Here is an 18,823-nt window from a genome sequence, read left to right as displayed (position 1 = left end):
ATGAGTAAAAGCCCCTTAAGAAAAGACAAAACCTGTTTAAATTGTAGATATGTAGTAGAGAATCGATTCTGCTCGAACTGTGGTCAGGAAAATATTGATCCAAGAAAAACCTTTTTTCATTTATTTGTTCACTTCTTTGAAGACCTAACACATTATGAGAATGCTTTTTGGAAAACCATCAAAAATCTACTTATAAAACCAGCTGCATTAACCAAAGAATATCTTTCAGGTAAACGCCTTTCTTATTTAGCACCTATTCGTCTCTATATTTTTATCAGCTTTGTCACTTTTTTTTTAATCAGTGTATTCCCTAATAATGATTCCGAATTATTAAAAATAGACGCTGGAGACTCAATCGGAAAAATAATCACTGAAAAGAATCCAAAAGTAAATGATATAATTCCGCCCGGCTATCTATCAAAAGAAGAGCTCGACACCATTCAGAAGAAGATAAATAAATCCAAAGAAATTAACATCCAGAAAGACAGTGCCTTTAATTTTGGAATAAAATCAATCCAAGAATTAGATTCTATCCAAAAATTTGCAAAGAAGAAAGACAAGTACTCCAGCTTTGAATATTATATTATAAAAAAAATAGTAACCGTTACCGAAAACAACACCACAAAAGAAATTATTCAAAAATTCAGCGAATCTTTTATCCATGATATTCCAAAAACATTAATTATCTACATGCCTTTTTTCGCCTTTTTCTTGTGGATATTTCACAACAAAAAACGTTGGTATTACTTTGACCACGGCATATTCACCCTCCACTATTTTTCATTCCTGTTATTAATCATTTTAATACTTTTCCTAACCGATAAAACAATTTCATTATTTAAAACTTCAACTCTATTAAACTTCATCCATGGATTCATTTATTTCATCGGTTTTAGCTGGATGTTTTACTATTTTTTTCCGGCTCATCATCGTTTCTATGGCGAATCAAGGCTGATTTCCTTTATAAAAACCATATTTCTCCTTTTCATAAATTTCTTTGTGATAATAATATTACTTTTGTTTTTTTCCTTTTACACATTTATTAATTTACACTAACCAAAAAAAATGAAAAGAATAGTACCGTTAAGCCTCCTGCTGGCTCTATGTATTGGTTGCTCGTCAACGAAAACTGTTTTAGAAAACACCACTTCAAAAGTTTCCGACCCTACAAAATACATGAACACCATTACTGCCGACGAGTTAAAAACACACCTTTATATTGTGGCTTCTGACGAAATGGAAGGACGTGAAACAGGATCGGCAGGACAAAAAAAAGCTGGAGTTTACCTAATAAACCAATATAAAAAAAATAACATTCCTTTTCCAAAAGGAGCTACAAGCTTTTACCAACACATTCCAGCTTCATACCTGAACGCCAAGCGCAATAAAAACTTACAAGATTCCGAAAACATTTGGGCTTTCATTGAAGGTTCAGAAAAACCAAACGAAATCGTAGTTGTTTCTGCACATTACGACCACGTGGGAGTAAATAATGGTGAAATTTTTAATGGCGCTGATGATGACGGTTCCGGAACCGTAGCACTACTAGAAATTGCCGAAGCATTCGAAATTGCTAAAAAAGAAGGTCACGGTCCTAAACGTTCTATTTTATTTCTTCATGTTACCGGAGAAGAGCACGGATTACACGGTTCTCGATATTATTCAGAAAACCCGTTATTCCCATTAGCTAACACCATCACCGATATCAATATTGATATGATAGGTCGTCGTGACGAAGCAAATGCCAACTCCAACAATTATGTATACGTAATAGGCGCAGATCGTCTTTCTTCTGACTTAGATAATATATGTACTGAAGTAAATAAAAAATATACTAATCTGAAGTTAGACTATAAATACAATGACCCAAAAGATCCAAATCGTTTTTATGAGCGTTCTGATCACTATAATTTTGCAAAACACGGTATTCCTTCCGTATTTCTTTTTAATGGCGTTCATGCTGATTACCATAAAGAAAGTGATACTCCCGATAAGATTGAATACGATGCTTTGACCAAAAGAACTCAATTTGCTTTTGTAACAGCTTGGGAATTGGCAAACAGAGAAAATCGCCCAGTAGTGGATAAGAAATAAGCTTTTCACTTTAAATTAATGGCTTAAGCCAAAAACCTAAAAAAAATAACCGCAGATTTTCTAATCTGCGGTTATTTTTTTTCACCAAAGTGAACTGAATTTCACAAACAGTTTTAAGCATTTTAATAATTCTGCAAGAGAGTTTTATCCACAAAAAAAGCCTCTCATTTCTGAGAGGCTTTTACCTTTTTGGGTGGAAGACGGGGCTCGAACCCGCGACCCTCGGTACCACAAACCGATGCTCTAACCAACTGAGCTACAACCACCATAATGCTTAGCGGTGGCAAAGATACAACTAAAGTTCACTTCTGCAAATATTTTTTTCAAAAAAATGCATCATTTTTACATCAAATCAGCTAAACTATTGACTGCCAAATATCTTTCAACCGTAAAACCTTCGGCGTGTTCTACCCCAACGAGCCTTCCTAAATCTCTAGAGCGATAATTTAAGCTTTCCAAGAAATTTTTGGAGCTTATTGGTGACTCCGGCTCCTTAGAAGCCGCATTATAAAACTGCGAACCATAAGCCAAAATAGACTCAATCTTCTTATCGGTAAAACCAGTTATGTCAACCACAAAGTCAGGTTCTATATTTTTCCATTGAATGTAATGATACACTAATTTTGGTCTCCATGCTTCTTGCTTCTCTCCATCGAGTAAGGTTTCTATTCTCATCAAACCTGATAAAAAACAAGCATCCGAAACCAACTTACTTCCCTTTCCGTGATCTATATGTCGGTCATCGATAGCATTACACAAAACTATTTCTGGTTTGTATTTGCGTATCATTTTAATGATTTCCAACTGATGTTTTTCATCGTTCACAAAAAAGCCGTCTCGCATATTCAGGTTTTCACGAACCGAAACTCCCAAAATTGCAGCCGCCGCATTGGCTTCCTGATCCCTAATTTCGGCAGAACCTCTAGTTCCTAATTCTCCACGGGTCAAATCAACAATTCCAACGGTTTTCCCTAATGAGATTTCTTTTAAAATAGTTCCCGAACAACCCAATTCCACATCATCAGGATGTGCACCAAAAGCTAATATATCTAATTTCATTTTTTTAATTTAAGAGCTTAAAACAAGCTCAAATAACTTTAATAATTATAATCATCTTATTCAATACAAGTCCAAGCTTTTTAAAAGCAATTGAACTATAGAACCCTTTTCATTGTCATTGATTTATTACGGCTTTCCTCCCACTCTTTCTCCGGAATACTGTTTTTTGTAATTCCGCATCCCATATACAAATGAACTTGTTTGTCCTTTATTTGCATGCATCGCAAATTGACAAATAAATCGGTTTTTGTTTTTTCTTTATTGGTCGATTCACAATTTAATTCTCCTAAAAAACCGGTGTAATATTGCCTATCATAACCTTCGTTTTCCAAAATAAAATCTTTAGCCGCTTTTTTAGGTAATCCACAAACAGCCGGTGTAGGATGCAAAGCAGAAACCACCTCTTTCAAATTTGAATCTTTATTTATAATCCCTTCAATATCGGTTTTAATGTGCAATATATTTCCCGCCTTTAAGGTGTAAGGGCTCGAAACGGCCACCTCAGAAGTCAGCATTTTTATACTGTCCAAGATAAAATCTGTCACAAATTGTTGCTCTTCTTTTTCTTTCTCACCCCAAACAACATTCGAAGAATTTTTATCAAAAACCTGTGTTCCGGCCAAAGCCATCGTATAAAATCTATCCTTCTTCGCTTTGAGCAATCGTTCTGGAGTTGCTCCTATCCATAAACCAATCTTAGGGTGATACCAGCAATAAACACAAGCCGTAGGATAGGCTTTAATCAATTTTTCAAAAACCGAAACCAAATCAAAATTAGGAACCTCCATGATTTCTTCTCGGGAAAGCACCACTTTTTCAAACACGCCTTCCCCAATGGCATCAATCCCTTTTTGAACCAATGCTTCAAAATGTTCTTTGTCTTGGTCATTTTCAGGAAAGGGAAAATAAAACGAATCTTTTTCTTCAAGAGAATCAAGTTGAGACACCCATTTTACAGATTCTTTTCTAGGAATCAGAATCATTTGATTTCCCGAAAAAGGAGCAAAAACGAAACCAACTTCATTAAAATCCTCAGCAAAATACAAATGATCGTTTTTTTGAAAAAAACCAATCACCTTTTTTTTATTTGGCTTATTATAGATCACAAAAGGCAAATTTTGTGCTTGTTGTTGTTTTACTTTTATAAAAAAATCAATCATATTTACTTCGCTTTAAAAGTTCAAATTTTAATAAAAAGTTTATTCTTCTTTCTTTTTCCTTTTTGGCAAAACCATATTGGTCAACTTACATAATGAAATCAGATTGTCATTTTCATCCACAATCCTAATTTCCCAAAGATGAATACTCTTACCCTGATGAATGATTCTTGCCGTTGCAGTCACCACTCCATTGCGTTTTGCCTTTAAATGATTTGCCGAAATCTCGATTCCGCGTACTTCGCTAAGTTCTGGATTGATAAACAAAAAGGAAGCCGCACTACCCACGCTCTCTGCCAATGCCACAGAAGCGCCGCCGTGCAACAATCCCATAGGCTGATGAACGGTTGAATCTACAGGCATTTTAGCAACAAGAAAACCTTCGCCTGCATCAATATATTCTATATTTAGGGTTTCCATCAAAGTGTTTTTGGAAATACGATTACAGTATTCCAATATTCTATTTTTATCGAATGTCATGAATTATATTTTAATAGATTGTAAAAATAAATAAAAGATAAGACACAAAAAGTAAATACAATACTTATTCTGCATCCAAATTCAAAATCCTTTCACTTTCAAATGTGTTTTTTCCTATTTTTACAAAAACAATCCAAATGCGCTCCGTCACTTTACTATTTTTTATTGGAATATTATGCTTTGTTTGCTCCTGTCGTTCGGATTTTGAGACCGTAGCCAGCACGGGAGATTTGGTATTTTCAAAAGACACTATCTATTTAGACACCGTTTTCACAAACATCGGCTCTAGTACTTATCATTTAAAAGTTTATAATAAAAGTAAAAACGACATTCGCATTCCTACTATACAATTGGGGAAAGGATTGAATTCTAAATACCGCATGACCGTTGATGGGATGCAGGGAACCAATGGCAAAATTTTCAACAATGTAGATTTATTGGCCAAAGACAGCCTGTATATTTTCATAGAAACAACAGCCAATATTGCCGATGCCAATCCGACCGATTTCCTCTATACCGACCAAATCCAGTTTGACAATGGCGAAAACCTTCAAAAAGTAGAATTGGCAACCCTGATTCAGGACGCTATTTTCTTGTATCCAAAACGTTTTAGCGATGGAACAACAGAAACGCTTCCGATAGAAAATCAAAAAATCGATGGCTTCTATTTGGATGAAAACGACCTAATAAACGGAAATGAACTCCATTTTACCAATACAAAACCTTATGTAATTTATGGTTATGCGGCGGTTCCTTCCGGAAAAACGGCAATTTTTGATGCTGGTACCAGAGTTCATTTTCACGCCAATTCAGGCTTAATCGTTTCCAATACCGCTTCGATACAAGTAAACGGAACTACTTCAACTACATCTAAATTAGAAAATGAAGTTATTTTTGAAGGCGATCGCTTAGAACCCGAATATTCGGATGTTCCCGGACAATGGGGAACAATTTGGCTTACCGACGGAAGCACTAATAATAATTTAAATCACCTGACGATCAAAAACGCCACCATTGGATTATTGATCCAAAATAATGACGGAACAACCGTAAACATCAAAAACACCCAAATTTACAACTCCGCTAACTATGGAATTTTGGCGCAGACCGCAAAAATTATCGGCGAAAATATCGTCATCAACAATACAGGTCTGGCAAGTCTAAGCTGTTCCTATGGCGGAGACTATAAATTTACCCATTGCACCTTCAACAACAATTGGAACAGTTCGCAACAAGTGGCGGTTTCTTTGAGTAATTATAGCTTAGGCGCAATTCCCGAAGTAAAAGACCTGACGCAAGCCACTTTCAACAATTGCATTATCTATGGCTCTTATTCCAACGAAATGGTTTTGAACAAAAAAAATGCTGCCGCTTTTGAATACCAATTCAATAATTGCCTGCTAAAATTTGACACGAACAACACCAATCCATTATACAATTTTAGCACGGACATTGCACATTATAACAATATTATTTCGAACCAAAATCCAAAATTTCAATCTATTTCGAAAAACAAACTCAATATTGATGCGAGTTCTGCCGCTTTCGCAAAAGGGAATTCGGCTTTTCTAATTCCATTGGATATTTTAGGAAATGCTAGGACTACACCACCAGATTTGGGTGCTTACCAGAGTATGCCTTTCCCGAAATAACGTAAATTTTAAATATCTACAGTACCATTTTTTTTCCACTTTTGTTGAAAACACAATAAATTCTAAAAGTGCTTTTTAACACTTGTTGTTACTATTTTTTTAAACTAAATTTGCACTGTAAATACAACAAACTACACAACAATGATCCATTTCTTTGAAAACCAAAGCAACGCTATTTTTGCCGTACAAACGCAAGGCGAAATTTCAGCTCAAGACATTTCAAAATTAAACTGGCTTTTTGCCAACTCAAATAAAATAGAAAAATCCGTGCTTGCGGATTTTTTTGTTGGACCTCGCGCCACCATGGTAACTCCTTGGAGTACCAATGCGGTAGAAATAACCCAAAATATGGGCATTTCAGGGATCATTCGAATTGAGGAATTTCAAAAAGTAGCGGAAGATTTCACGGATTTTGACCCGATGCTTTCGCAAAAATATACCGAATTAAATCAGGATATTTTTACCATAAATGTTCAGCCGGAACCTATTTTAGACATTGAAGATATTGATGGCTACAACAAAAAAGAAGGCTTGGCTTTAAGCCTTGATGAAGTAGAATATTTGGATAATTTATCGACTAAATTAGGTAGAAAACTAACCGATTCTGAAATATTTGCTTTCTCACAAGCCAATTCAGAACACTGTCGTCACAAAATTTTCAACGGAACATTTGTAATTGACGGTGAAGAAAAAGAAACTTCTCTTTTTAAATTAATCAAGAAAACATCTCAGGAAAACCCGAACGATATCGTTTCAGCATACAAAGACAACGTGGCTTTTGTAAAAGGACCAAGAGTACAACAATTTGCTCCAAAAACTGCCGACAAACCTGATTTTTATGAAGTAAAAGAATTCGATTCGGTTATTTCGTTAAAAGCAGAAACGCATAATTTCCCCACTACCGTAGAGCCTTTCAACGGAGCTGCAACTGGTTCAGGAGGAGAAATTCGTGACCGCCTTGCAGGTGGACAAGGTTCGTTGCCATTAGCAGGAACTGCTGTTTATATGACATCTTATTCTCGTTTAGAAGAAAATCGTCCTTGGGAAGATGCCGTTCAAGAAAGAAAATGGTTGTATCAAACCCCAATGGATATTTTAATCAAAGCCTCTAACGGAGCTTCTGATTTTGGAAATAAATTCGGACAACCTTTAATCACGGGTTCTATCCTTACTTTCGAACACCAAGAAAACGACCGCAAAATTGGTTACGACAAAGTGATCATGCAAGCGGGTGGAATTGGATACGGAAAATTAGACCAAGCCATAAAACACAAACCACAAACTGGCGATAAAATCGTTATTTTGGGTGGAGAAAATTATAGAATCGGAATGGGTGGTGCTGCGGTTTCCTCTGCAGACACAGGTGCATTCGGTTCAGGAATCGAGTTAAATGCAATCCAACGTTCGAACCCAGAAATGCAAAAACGTGCTGCCAACGCCATTCGTGGTTTGGTGGAAAGCGACAACAACCCAATCGTTTCCATTCACGATCACGGAGCTGGAGGACACTTAAATTGTCTTTCGGAATTGGTCGAAGAAACTGGAGGATTAATCGATTTGGATAAATTGCCTGTGGGCGACCCAACCCTTTCGGCAAAAGAAATCATCGGTAACGAATCGCAAGAAAGAATGGGATTGGTTATTGGTAAAAAAGACATCGATATTTTACAAAGAATTGCCGACAGAGAACGTTCCCCGATGTATCAGGTTGGTGACGTAACGGGTGATCACCGTTTTACTTTCGAATCAAAAACAACCGGAGCTAAACCGATGGATTATGCTTTGGAAGATTTCTTTGGAAGTTCACCAAAAACAGTCATGACTGATAAAACGGTTACTTACAATTATACGGAATTAGAATACTCAGTAAAAAACATTTCGACTTATTTAGAGCAAGTATTACAATTAGAAGCTGTTGCCTGTAAAGACTGGTTGACCAATAAAGTAGACCGTTGTGTGGGCGGGAAAGTAGCCAAGCAACAAACTGCCGGACCATTGCAATTGCCATTGAACAACTGTGGTGTCATGGCTTTGGATTACCAAGGAATTGAAGGAATAGCAACTTCTATAGGTCATGCTCCTATTTCAGCTTTAATTGATCCTGTTGCGGGAAGCCGCAACGCAATCGCCGAATCTTTATCGAATATTGTGTGGGCACCGATTAAGGACGGTTTGAAAGGAATTTCCCTTTCGGCGAACTGGATGTGGGCCTGTAAAAATGAAGGTGAAGATGCCCGTTTGTACGCTGCTGTTGAAGGTTGTTCGGATTTTGCAATTGAATTGGGAATCAATATTCCAACTGGAAAAGATTCGCTTTCTATGAAGCAAAAATATCCAAATGACGAAGTAATTGCACCGGGAACGGTAATTATTTCGGCAGGTGGTAACTGTACCGATATCAGAAAAGTAGTAGAACCAGTTTTACAAAAAGACGGTGGTTCTATTTATTATATCAATTTGTCGCAAGACGAATTCAAATTAGGAGGTTCGTCATTTGCACAAACCTTGAACACAATTGGAAATGAAACGCCAACGATAAAAGATGCGGCTTTCTTTAAAAATGCCTTCAACACCATTCAGGAATTAATCTTGGAAGACAATATTCTAGCAGGACACGATATCGGAAGCGGTGGTTTGATTACTACTTTATTGGAAATGTGTTTTGCCGATGTGAATTTGGGTGCTAAAATAGATTTCTCTGTTTTTGAAGAAAAAGACATCATAAAATATCTTTTTGCCGAAAATATCGGGATTGTTTTCCAAGCGAAAGACGATGCAAGTTTGGAAAGCAAATTAAATGCTAATGGAGTTTCTTTCTACAAATTAGGAACAGCAACTACTGAAGCGACTTTAGACTTTGGTCCTTGCAAATTAGACATCGCTAAATACAGAGATGTTTGGTTTAAAACTTCGTTTTTATTAGACCAAAAACAATCTAAAAACGAAATGGCACAAGCGCGTTTTGACAATTACAAAAACCAACCGTTAAACTATACTTTCCCAGCTCATTTTACTGGTAAAGCTCCTGTTATTGACAATTCGAAACCAAGACCAAAAGCGGCTATTATCCGTGAAAAAGGAAGTAATTCCGAGCGTGAAATGGCAAATGCGATGTATTTAGCTGGTTTTGATGTAAAAGACGTTCACATGACCGATTTGATTTCGGGGCGCGAAACTTTGGAAGACATCCAATTTATTGGTGCCGTTGGAGGATTCTCGAATTCGGATGTTTTGGGTTCTGCCAAAGGTTGGGCCGGAGCATTTTTATACAACGAAAAAGCAAAAACCGCTTTGGATAATTTCTTCAAACGTGAGGACACTCTTTCAGTTGGGATTTGCAACGGCTGCCAATTGTTTGTCGAATTGCAACTAATTCATTCAGAGCATGAAGAAATGCCGAAAATGTTGCACAATGACAGTAACAAACATGAAAGTATTTTTACATCAGTAACTATACAAGAAAACAAATCAGTGATGTTGTCTAGCTTAGCTGGATCTACATTAGGAGTTTGGGTTTCGCACGGAGAAGGAAAATTTGAATTGCCTTTAGGCGAAGAGCGTTACAACATCGTTGGAAAATACGCTTACGAAGGTTATCCTGCCAATCCAAACGGTTCTCATTATGATGTGGCGATGCTTTGTGACATCACGGGACGCCATTTAGTTATGATGCCGCATATTGAGCGTTCTACCTTCCAATGGAACTGGGCGCATTACCCAAAAGACAGAAACGACGAGGTTTCGCCTTGGCATGAAGCCTTTGTCAATGCCAGAAAATGGATCGATAAAATCTAAGTTTTTATTCTAAAATACTAAAAGCGTTCTCGAAAGGGAGCGCTTTTTTTATTGAATTTTTTTGACTAACAACACAAGAAAATGTTAATATCTTTCATAAAAATCAAAATTAACACTAACTTTATTAAACTGATATACAGTTAATTACATTTAAAAAATCAACAAAAAACATTTTAAATATATTTTTCAGTGACAAGACGTATCTAAAAATTGTTTTGAACAAATTATAAATACTTAAAACCTAAAGAAATGAAAAAGTCATTCGTATTCGGTTTTTTTTTGATAGCATTTACTACTTTTCTTTCCAGTTGTTCGGGCAGTTATTCAGCAGCTGGAAACTATGGAAATGATTACGGTGATGGCACTGTCAGCTATCAAGTTTTTTATGATAATTTATCACCTTACGGAACCTGGATTGACTATCCGGAATATGGTCATGTATGGAATCCTAATGTAAATGGGGACTTCAGACCTTATGCTACAAATGGACACTGGGCATCCTCCGATGACGGATGGACATGGGTATCGAATTATAATTGGGGTTGGGCACCCTTTCATTACGGGCGCTGGTTGTATGATGATTTTTATGGTTGGTTATGGATTCCGGGTTATGACTGGTCTCCTGCATGGGTAACCTGGGGATATATTGATGATTATTATTGCTGGGCTCCATTAATGCCGGGCATAAATGCTCGAGAGCGATTCAATTCATGGAGACCAAATTCATTTTATTGGAATGTCTGTAACAGAAATCGTATTTATGATCAAAATCTTTCAGGTGCATTAGTAAGACCCGAACGTTTATCAAATTTCCAAAATCGAGTAGCTGTCATAAATAATTTTAACAACAGCAACAGGGCAAATCACTTGTATTATTCAAAAGGACCCGATGTACAGGAAGTACAAAAACATGTCAATCGTAGAATTGAACAAAATACGGTAAGGGATGTGAATAGGATAAATGATGTAAAACACAATGGAAACAATATGAATGTTTATAGACCAAATATTCAGAATCCTGCAGAAACAGCAAGACAACATCCGCAACAGCTTAATCAACCAAGAGAATTTAGAAGAGCAGGAACAAACCGACCAATAAACAAGCCGGAACAAAGACCAATGATGCAAAGAAGTGAACAAAGAACCAATATACAAAGACTTCCGATGCAACGTTCCCAAAATTATCCTTCGAGAAGCAATAGAGGTAATAACCGTCATTAAAACAGCAATTAATTCATTAGACATTGGTAAAAGAAGGATAATCCCTTGCCCTTTTGGGGGCAGATGGGACTGGAAAAACAACTTCTCTAATCGCCAATCATAAACTTGAATTCTAAAAAAAATTCTGTTCAGTAATACCATCTAAAAACTAATAAATGGGTATCAAGCTCGTTTACCATTTCGTTGGTCATAGACGGAAGGCTGGAAAACCTCTATGTCCTTGATGCCATTACGCCAACCTATCATATTAGTTATTATGACTACCAAACAGAATTTAAATATTACATCTTCAAATTAATTCAAGGCACTTATTTGTAGTGCATTATAAATTTACAACTTTTCTATATAAGGACCATAACTTTGCGAACATAGATTGTTATCAAATCAACAGCATTATCCAGCAAAAAAAATCATTCCTTATTAATATTTACAATTTTAATTTAAGTTCATCTTTAAAAGTAATTTGAAACAGATATTACAATTGCTTGAATATTTTTTTTCGTTAAAAAGTCCTCCTATCAGATTAATTTCGATAAAAGAACAATCACAAAACGCATTAACCACTCACATACAATTCATTACAACTATATCTCCAACTTTTAACAAGACTACTTCTCTAACTAAAAAAATCAAAGAGACTTAAGAAATAAATCTAAATTGAGAATTATAAAAAAATCGATTTCGTAAATTATTAGTTGTACAACTTAATTTTCATATTTAAAACTTAAAAAAGCAACCTTTATTCTTAAATTTTATTTAATTTGCGATAAAATTCAATCTTTTTATAATGATTTCAGTAACCAGACTTTTTGATTTCCCGTATTACCAACAAGAAAAATTCAATTCGATTCCTGATGCGCTAGTGACAAAGCAAAACGGTGTTTGGGAGAAAACCTCTACCCAAGAATACATAGCTAAGTCCAATACAATTTCTAGAGCGCTCTTGCGAATGAATATTCAAAAAGATGATAAAATTGCCATCATCTCTACCAATAATAGAACCGAATGGCATATTATGGATATTGGTGTTTTACAAACGGCAGCTCAAACAGTTCCGGTATATCCAACAATTTCTGAAGATGATTACGAATATATACTGAATCATTCAGGAGCTATATATTGTTTTGTTTCGGATGAAGAAGTGCTCAGAAAAGTAAATTTAATTAAAGATAAAGTACCTAGTCTGAAAGAAGTTTATTCTTTTAATCCTATTGAAGGTTGCAAGAGCTGGGAAGAATTATTGGTGCTTGGTGAAGATCAAAGCAATCAAGAAGAGGTTGAAACCCGAAAAAACAGTGTAAAAGCAGACGATTTAGCGACTATCATTTACACTTCCGGTACAACAGGAAAACCTAAGGGTGTAATGCTTTCGCACAATAATATTGTTTCGGATGTATTAAATAGCGCATCAAGAATCCCATTTGAAGCTGGATCTAATCGTGCCTTAAGTTTTCTTCCAATATGCCATATTTTCGAAAGAATGATTCTGTATTTATATCAATATTATGGTGTTTCGGTTTATTTTGGAGAAGCGATAGATAAAATTAGCGACAACCTTAAAGAGGTAAAACCTAATGTAATGACTGCTGTTCCTAGATTACTTGAAAAAGTATATGATAAAATTTATGCTAAAGGAACTGAACTTGAAGGCATCAAAAAGAAATTATTCTTTTGGGCTATCGATTTAGGATTGCGTTATGAGCCTTATGGAGCCAATGGTTTTTGGTATGAATTCCAACTTAAAATTGCTCGAAAATTAATTTTCAGCAAATGGAAAGAAGGTCTTGGCGGAAACTTGGATTTATTGGTATCCGGAAGCGCCGCCTTGCAACCTAGATTAACTCAAATTTTTGCTGCAGCAAACATTCCTGTTATGGAAGGTTACGGTTTGACCGAAACCTCTCCCGTTATATCGGTAAACGATATGAGAAACAAAGGATTCAGAGTAGGAACGGTAGGTAAAGTAATCAGTAATGTAGAAGTAAAAATTGCCGAAGACGGCGAAATCCTGTGTAAAGGTCCTAATGTGATGATAGGCTATTACAAAGACGAGGAAAAAACAGCCGAAGCTTTACAAGGTGGTTATTTCCACACAGGCGATATTGGAGTTATAGACGAAGACGGCTTTTTGAAAATTACAGATCGTAAAAAAGAAATGTTCAAAACCTCGGGAGGAAAATATATTGCGCCTCAAATTATCGAAAACACCATGAAACAATCTCGTTTCATTGATCAAATCATGGTGATTGGTGACGGACAAAAAATGCCTGCTGCCTTCATCCAGCCTAATTTTGATTTCTTAAAAGAATGGGCAAATATTCACAAGTATAACATCGGAATCAGCAATGAAGAAATTGTTTCCAATGAAAAAGTTATTGCAAGGATTCAAGAAGAGATCGATAGTTTTAACGAAAAATTTGGTAATTGGGAAAAAATAAAACGTTTTGAACTCACATCTGAAATTTGGTCTATTGAAGGCGGAGAACTAACTCCAACGTTGAAATTAAAACGAAAAATAATAATGGAAAAGTATAAAAATTTATTCCAAAAAATATACGGTTAAGCCTTTTTGCTCTTATTCCTTAATAAAACATCGAATAAACACAAATAAAAAGCTAAACAATTCTTTTTCAATAGATAACTCCTCTTACCAAGAGGAGTTTTTTTTATATTTATATTTTTTATAAAAAAAATAATTCAAAAAATATTATGCATGCATAGTATTTTTTATTATATTTGAAATCCATATATTTAGATTATGAAAGATAAAACGATCGATTATGCTTTACGAGCCACTTGGCAAGCAGTATCAAGAATGTATAATGAAGAGGCTTCTAAATATGGGGCTACGATGGCAACTGGATTTGCATTGCTAAGTATGGACAAGAACAAAGGAACTCCTTCTACTTCATTAGGTCCAAAAATGGGTATGGAAGCGACCAGCCTAACGAGAACCTTAAAGTCAATGGAAGAAAAAGGATTAATCATTAGGAAAAAAAATCCAGATGACGGACGTGGAGTACTAATCTATCTAACTGAGTTTGGCAAAGAAAAAAGAGAGCTGTCTAAAAGTACCGTTCTGAAATTTAACGAAACCGTCAAACAGCATGTTCAGCAAGAAAAATTAGAACATTTCATGGAAGTCGCCGGAATAATCAATGAATTAATTCAAGATAAAAATATATTTAATCAAACAGAAAATGAAATCGCTATGATTCAAAAAAACAATAAACAATAGCAATATCATCTTCAAATAAAAAAACAAATATTAACTATATATGAAACGCACAATTAAAAAAGTTGCAGTAGTCGGATCTGGTATTATGGGTTCGGGGATTGCCTGTCATTTTGCTAACATTGGTCTCGAAGTATTACTTCTCGATATCGTTCCGAGAGAACTTACCGAAGCAGAAACAAAAAAAGGATTGACTCTTGAAAGCAAAATTGTACGTAATCGTTTAGTAAACGAACACCTTGCAAATGCTCTAAAATCGAAACCCTCTCCTATTTACAGCCAAAAATTTGCAAACCGAATTACTACTGGAAATACGACCGATGATATGGCAAAAATTGCCAATGTAGATTGGATTATTGAGGTTGTTGTGGAGCGTTTGGATATTAAGAAATTGGTATTCGAACAAATCGAGAAATTCCGTAAACTGGGAACTTTGGTTACATCTAATACTTCTGGAATTCCAATTCACTTTATGAGCGAAGGAAGAAGCGAAGATTTTCAACAACACTTCTGCGGAACACACTTTTTTAACCCTGCGCGTTATTTAAAATTATTCGAAATCATTCCTGGTCCAAAAACTTCGACTGAAGTATTGGATTTCTTAAACGAATACGGATCTAAATTCTTAGGCAAAACTCCGGTTGTTGCTAAAGATACTCCGGCATTTATTGGAAACAGAATTGGTATTTTCGGAATTCAAAGTTTATTTCATTTGGTAAAAGAAATGGGACTTACGATTGAAGAAGTTGATAAATTGACTGGTCCTGTTATTGGTCGTCCAAAATCGGCTACTTTCCGTACGGTAGATGTGGTTGGATTGGATACTTTGGTACATGTTGCCAACGGAATCTACGAAAACTGTCCAAATGACGAACAACACGAGTTGTTCAAACTTCCAGATTTTGTCAATAAAATGATGGAGAATAAATGGTTGGGAAGCAAAACAGGTCAAGGTTTTTACAAAAAAGTAGACAAGGATATTTTGTCTTTGGACTTAGATACTTTAGAATACCGTCCAGCTAAAAGAGCTTCTTTTGCAACTTTAGAATTAACTAAAACTATCGATAAACCAATCAATCGTTTTAAAGTTTTGGTTAAAGGAAAAGACAAAGCAGGTGAATTTTACCGTAAGAGTTTCGCCGGAATGTTTGCTTATGTTTCAAACAGAATCCCTGAAATCTCAGATGAATTATACAAAATTGACGATGCGATGAAAGCCGGTTTTGGATGGGAAAATGGTCCTTTCGAAATTTGGGATGCAATTGGTGTTGCAAAAGGAATTGAAATCATGAAAGCGGAAGGTCTTGAACCAGCTGCTTGGGTAAATGATATGTTGGCTTCTGGAAGCAAAAGCTTCTATTCTGTAAAAGAAGGAGCCACTTTTTTCTACAATATTCCAACAAAATCACAAACTAAAGTTCCTGGACAAGATTCATTCATTATTTTGAACAATATCCGCGAAAGCAAAAAAGTTTGGAGTAATAGTGGAGCAATTATCCAAGATTTAGGAGACGGAATTTTGAATTTAGAATTCCAATCTAAAATGAATACAATTGGTGGCGATGTACTTCAAGCGATCAATAAAGCAATCGACTTATCTGAAAAAGAATACCAAGGTTTAGTTATTGGTAACCAGGCAGCGAATTTCTCTGTTGGTGCTAATATCGGTATGATTTTCATGATGGCGGTTGAGCAGGAATACGACGAATTGAACATGGCGATCAAAATGTTCCAGGATACTATGATGCGTGTTCGTTACTCAGGAATTCCTGTAGTTGTGGCACCTCACGGAATGACTTTTGGTGGTGGATGCGAAATGAGCTTACATGCTGATAAAGTGGTTGCTGCTGCTGAAACCTACATGGGATTAGTTGAATTTGGTGTTGGTGTACTTCCTGGTGGTGGTGGATCTAAAGAAATGGCTTTAAGAGCTTCTGATTTATTCCGAAAAAACGATGTGGAGCTGAATGTTCTTCAAGAATATTTCTTGACTATCGCTATGGCTAAAGTTTCGACTTCTGGTTACGAAGCTTTTGATACCGGACTTTTACAACACGGAAAAGATATTATTGTAGTAAACAAAGATCGTCAAATAGCTGAAGCTAAGAAACATGCTTTGTTAATGGCAGAAGCGGGTTATACGCAGCCAATCAGAAGAACTGATGTGAAAGTATTAGGGAAACAAGCTTTAGGGATGTTCTTAGTAGGAACAGATCAAATGGAAGCTGGTAAATACATTTCTGAGCACGATAAGAAAATTGCAAACAAACTGGCTTACGTAATGGCTGGTGGTGATTTATCTGAAGCGACTTTAGTTTCTGAACAATACTTATTAGATATCGAACGTGAAGCTTTCTTGAGTTTATGTACAGAAAGAAAAACATTGGAACGCATCCAATTTATGTTAACCAAAGGGAAACCGCTTCGCAACTAATTTTAAATTATAAATTATGAATTTTAAATGTTCTCAGAAGCAATTCAAAATTTAAAATTCAGATTTCAAAATAATAATTATGAAAACAGCCTATATAGTTAAAGCATACAGAACAGCCGTGGGGAAAGCTCCAAAAGGTGTTTTTAGATTCAAACGTCCTGATGAATTGGCAGCAGAAACCATCGAGTTTATGATGAATGAGTTGCCTGATTTCGACAAAAAACGTATTGATGACGTGATGGTAGGAAATGCCATGCCGGAAGCCGAACAAGGTTTAAACGTGGGAAGATTGATTTCCTTGATGGGATTAAAAATTGAAGACGTTCCGGGTGTAACCGTAAACCGTTATTGCGCTTCTGGATTAGAAACTATCGGAATGGCTACTGCAAAAATTCAGTCTGGAATGGCAGATTGTATTATTGCTGGTGGTGCAGAAAGTATGAGTTTTATTCCGATGGGAGGTTACAAACCAACTCCGGATTATAAAGTCGCTGCTGCAGGTCACGAAGATTATTACTGGGGAATGGGTTTAACGGCTGAAGCGGTTGCCAATCAATACAAAATCTCCAGAGAAGATCAGGATGAGTTTGCTTACAATTCTCATATGAAAGCTTTGAAAGCACAAGCCGAAGGTAAATTTGACAAACAAATCGTTCCAATTACTGTTGAGCAGACATTCATCAATGAAAATGGTAAAAAAGAAACTAAATCATACGTTGTAAAACAAGACGAAGGACCAAGAGCCGGAACTTCTAAAGAAGCTTTGGCCGGATTAAGACCTGTTTTTGCTGCTGATGGAAGTGTAACTGCTGGTAACTCTTCTCAAATGAGTGACGGTGCTGCCTTTGTTTTAATCATGAGCGAAGAAATGGTAAAAGAATTAAACCTTGAGCCAATCGCTAGATTAGTAAACTTTGCTTCTTCTGGAGTTGAGCCAAGAATTATGGGTATCGGTCCGGTAAAAGCAATTCCGAAAGCGTTGAAACAAGCTGGATTGACTTTGAATGATATCGAATTAATTGAGCTGAACGAAGCGTTTGCTTCTCAAGCTTTAGCAGTTACTCGTGAATTAAATATCAACCCTGAAATCGTAAACGTAAACGGTGGAGCGATTGCTTTAGGTCACCCGCTAGGTTGTACAGGAGCTAAACTTTCTGTTCAATTATTTGACGAAATGAAACGCAGAGGTAATAAATATGGAATCGTGAGTATGTGTGTTGGAACCGGACAAGGAAGTGCTGGTATTTATGAGGTGCTTTAAAAGAAAATAGAGTAAAGAAGAAAGAATATAGATTTTAACTAAATGAGACATAATTTTAAGAATTTGAAAATATGGATTTTAGCAATGGATATCACTAATGATATTTACAAACTGACTTCTACTTTTCCGAAATCTGAAATCTATAGTTTAGCTAGTCAAATGAATCGTTGTTCAGTTTCAATACCTTCTAATATTGCAGAAGGTTCAAATAGAGAGAATAAGCATTTTAAACATTATTTGAATATCAGTTTAGGATCATCATTTGAATTGCAGACACAATTGTTGATTGCTTCCCAAAATGAATATTTATCAAAAGAACTAACAGAAAAAATAGAAAACAAAATAATTGAATTTCAAAAGATGACAACAGGTTTCATAAACAAGTTAGACTACAATCTTTCTTCTTGATTCTTTCATCTTTTATTAAAAAAACAA

At 35.8% G+C, this 18,823-nt stretch carries 13 protein-coding genes and 1 tRNA gene; 10 read left to right on the top strand and 4 right to left on the bottom strand.

What is annotated here, in order from left to right; genetic code table 11:
• Both ACMDB5_RS08620 and ACMDB5_RS08615 read left to right on the top strand, forming a co-directional pair.
• Window positions 1-1,056 carry a DUF3667 domain-containing protein gene (locus ACMDB5_RS08620; RefSeq protein ID WP_413997856.1) on the top strand — a complete coding sequence of 352 codons (1,056 nt, stop codon included), beginning with the start codon at window positions 1-3 and terminating at the stop codon, window positions 1,054-1,056.
• A gap of 9 nt (window positions 1,057-1,065) precedes the next feature.
• Window positions 1,066-2,094, top strand: coding sequence for a M28 family metallopeptidase (locus tag ACMDB5_RS08615; RefSeq protein WP_413997855.1), 1,029 nt, complete (start codon window positions 1,066-1,068; stop codon window positions 2,092-2,094).
• 191 nt (window positions 2,095-2,285) lie between these two features.
• On the opposite strand, the gene ACMDB5_RS08610 is transcribed toward ACMDB5_RS08615, so the two are convergent.
• From ACMDB5_RS08610 to ACMDB5_RS08595, 4 genes are all read right to left on the bottom strand, one after another.
• Window positions 2,286-2,361: transfer RNA gene (locus ACMDB5_RS08610), tRNA-His, on the bottom strand.
• Between the two features lie 75 nt (window positions 2,362-2,436).
• A complete protein-coding gene (gene bshB1, locus ACMDB5_RS08605) occupies window positions 2,437-3,153 on the bottom strand; it encodes a bacillithiol biosynthesis deacetylase BshB1 (RefSeq protein WP_413997854.1) in 717 nt (238 codons plus the stop codon).
• Between the two features lie 95 nt (window positions 3,154-3,248).
• On the bottom strand, window positions 3,249-4,313 hold the full coding sequence (locus ACMDB5_RS08600; protein WP_413997853.1) for an isochorismate synthase: 1,065 nt from the start codon (window positions 4,311-4,313) through the stop codon (window positions 3,249-3,251).
• A gap of 39 nt (window positions 4,314-4,352) precedes the next feature.
• On the bottom strand, window positions 4,353-4,790 hold the full coding sequence (locus tag ACMDB5_RS08595; protein WP_413997852.1) for a PaaI family thioesterase: 438 nt from the start codon (window positions 4,788-4,790) through the stop codon (window positions 4,353-4,355).
• Between the two features lie 137 nt (window positions 4,791-4,927).
• Here ACMDB5_RS08595 and ACMDB5_RS08590 point away from each other — a divergent pair, with 137 nt between their 5' ends.
• The 8 genes from ACMDB5_RS08590 (at window position 4,928) to ACMDB5_RS08555 (ending at window position 18,796) form a co-directional block, all read left to right on the top strand.
• On the top strand, window positions 4,928-6,442 hold the full coding sequence (locus ACMDB5_RS08590) for a hypothetical protein (RefSeq protein ID WP_413997851.1): 1,515 nt from the start codon (window positions 4,928-4,930) through the stop codon (window positions 6,440-6,442).
• 141 nt (window positions 6,443-6,583) lie between these two features.
• Entirely contained in the window at window positions 6,584-10,237 is a 3,654-nt protein-coding gene (gene purL, locus ACMDB5_RS08585) for a phosphoribosylformylglycinamidine synthase (RefSeq protein WP_413997850.1), read from the top strand.
• A gap of 249 nt (window positions 10,238-10,486) precedes the next feature.
• Entirely contained in the window at window positions 10,487-11,458 is a 972-nt protein-coding gene (locus ACMDB5_RS08580) for a DUF6600 domain-containing protein (RefSeq protein ID WP_413997849.1), read from the top strand.
• 787 nt (window positions 11,459-12,245) lie between these two features.
• Window positions 12,246-14,021, top strand: a complete 1,776-nt coding sequence (locus tag ACMDB5_RS08575) for an AMP-dependent synthetase/ligase (RefSeq protein ID WP_413997848.1) — start codon at window positions 12,246-12,248, stop codon at window positions 14,019-14,021.
• Between the two features lie 195 nt (window positions 14,022-14,216).
• Window positions 14,217-14,696 (top strand): MarR family winged helix-turn-helix transcriptional regulator, encoded by a 480-nt coding sequence (locus ACMDB5_RS08570; RefSeq protein ID WP_413997847.1) that lies wholly within the window; start codon window positions 14,217-14,219, stop codon window positions 14,694-14,696.
• Window positions 14,697-14,736: 40 nt separating this feature from the next.
• A complete protein-coding gene (locus ACMDB5_RS08565; RefSeq protein WP_413997846.1) occupies window positions 14,737-17,127 on the top strand; it encodes a 3-hydroxyacyl-CoA dehydrogenase NAD-binding domain-containing protein in 2,391 nt (796 codons plus the stop codon).
• A 79-nt stretch (window positions 17,128-17,206) separates the two neighbouring features.
• Window positions 17,207-18,388 (top strand): thiolase family protein, encoded by a 1,182-nt coding sequence (locus ACMDB5_RS08560; protein WP_413997845.1) that lies wholly within the window; start codon window positions 17,207-17,209, stop codon window positions 18,386-18,388.
• A gap of 42 nt (window positions 18,389-18,430) precedes the next feature.
• On the top strand, window positions 18,431-18,796 hold the full coding sequence (locus tag ACMDB5_RS08555) for a four helix bundle protein (RefSeq protein WP_413997844.1): 366 nt from the start codon (window positions 18,431-18,433) through the stop codon (window positions 18,794-18,796).
• Window positions 18,797-18,823: the final 27 nt, after the last annotated feature.

The organism is Flavobacterium sp. W1B, from assembly GCF_047344965.1.
GTDB lineage: Bacteria > Bacteroidota > Bacteroidia > Flavobacteriales > Flavobacteriaceae > Flavobacterium.
This window is presented reverse-complemented; position numbering and strand designations above follow the sequence as displayed.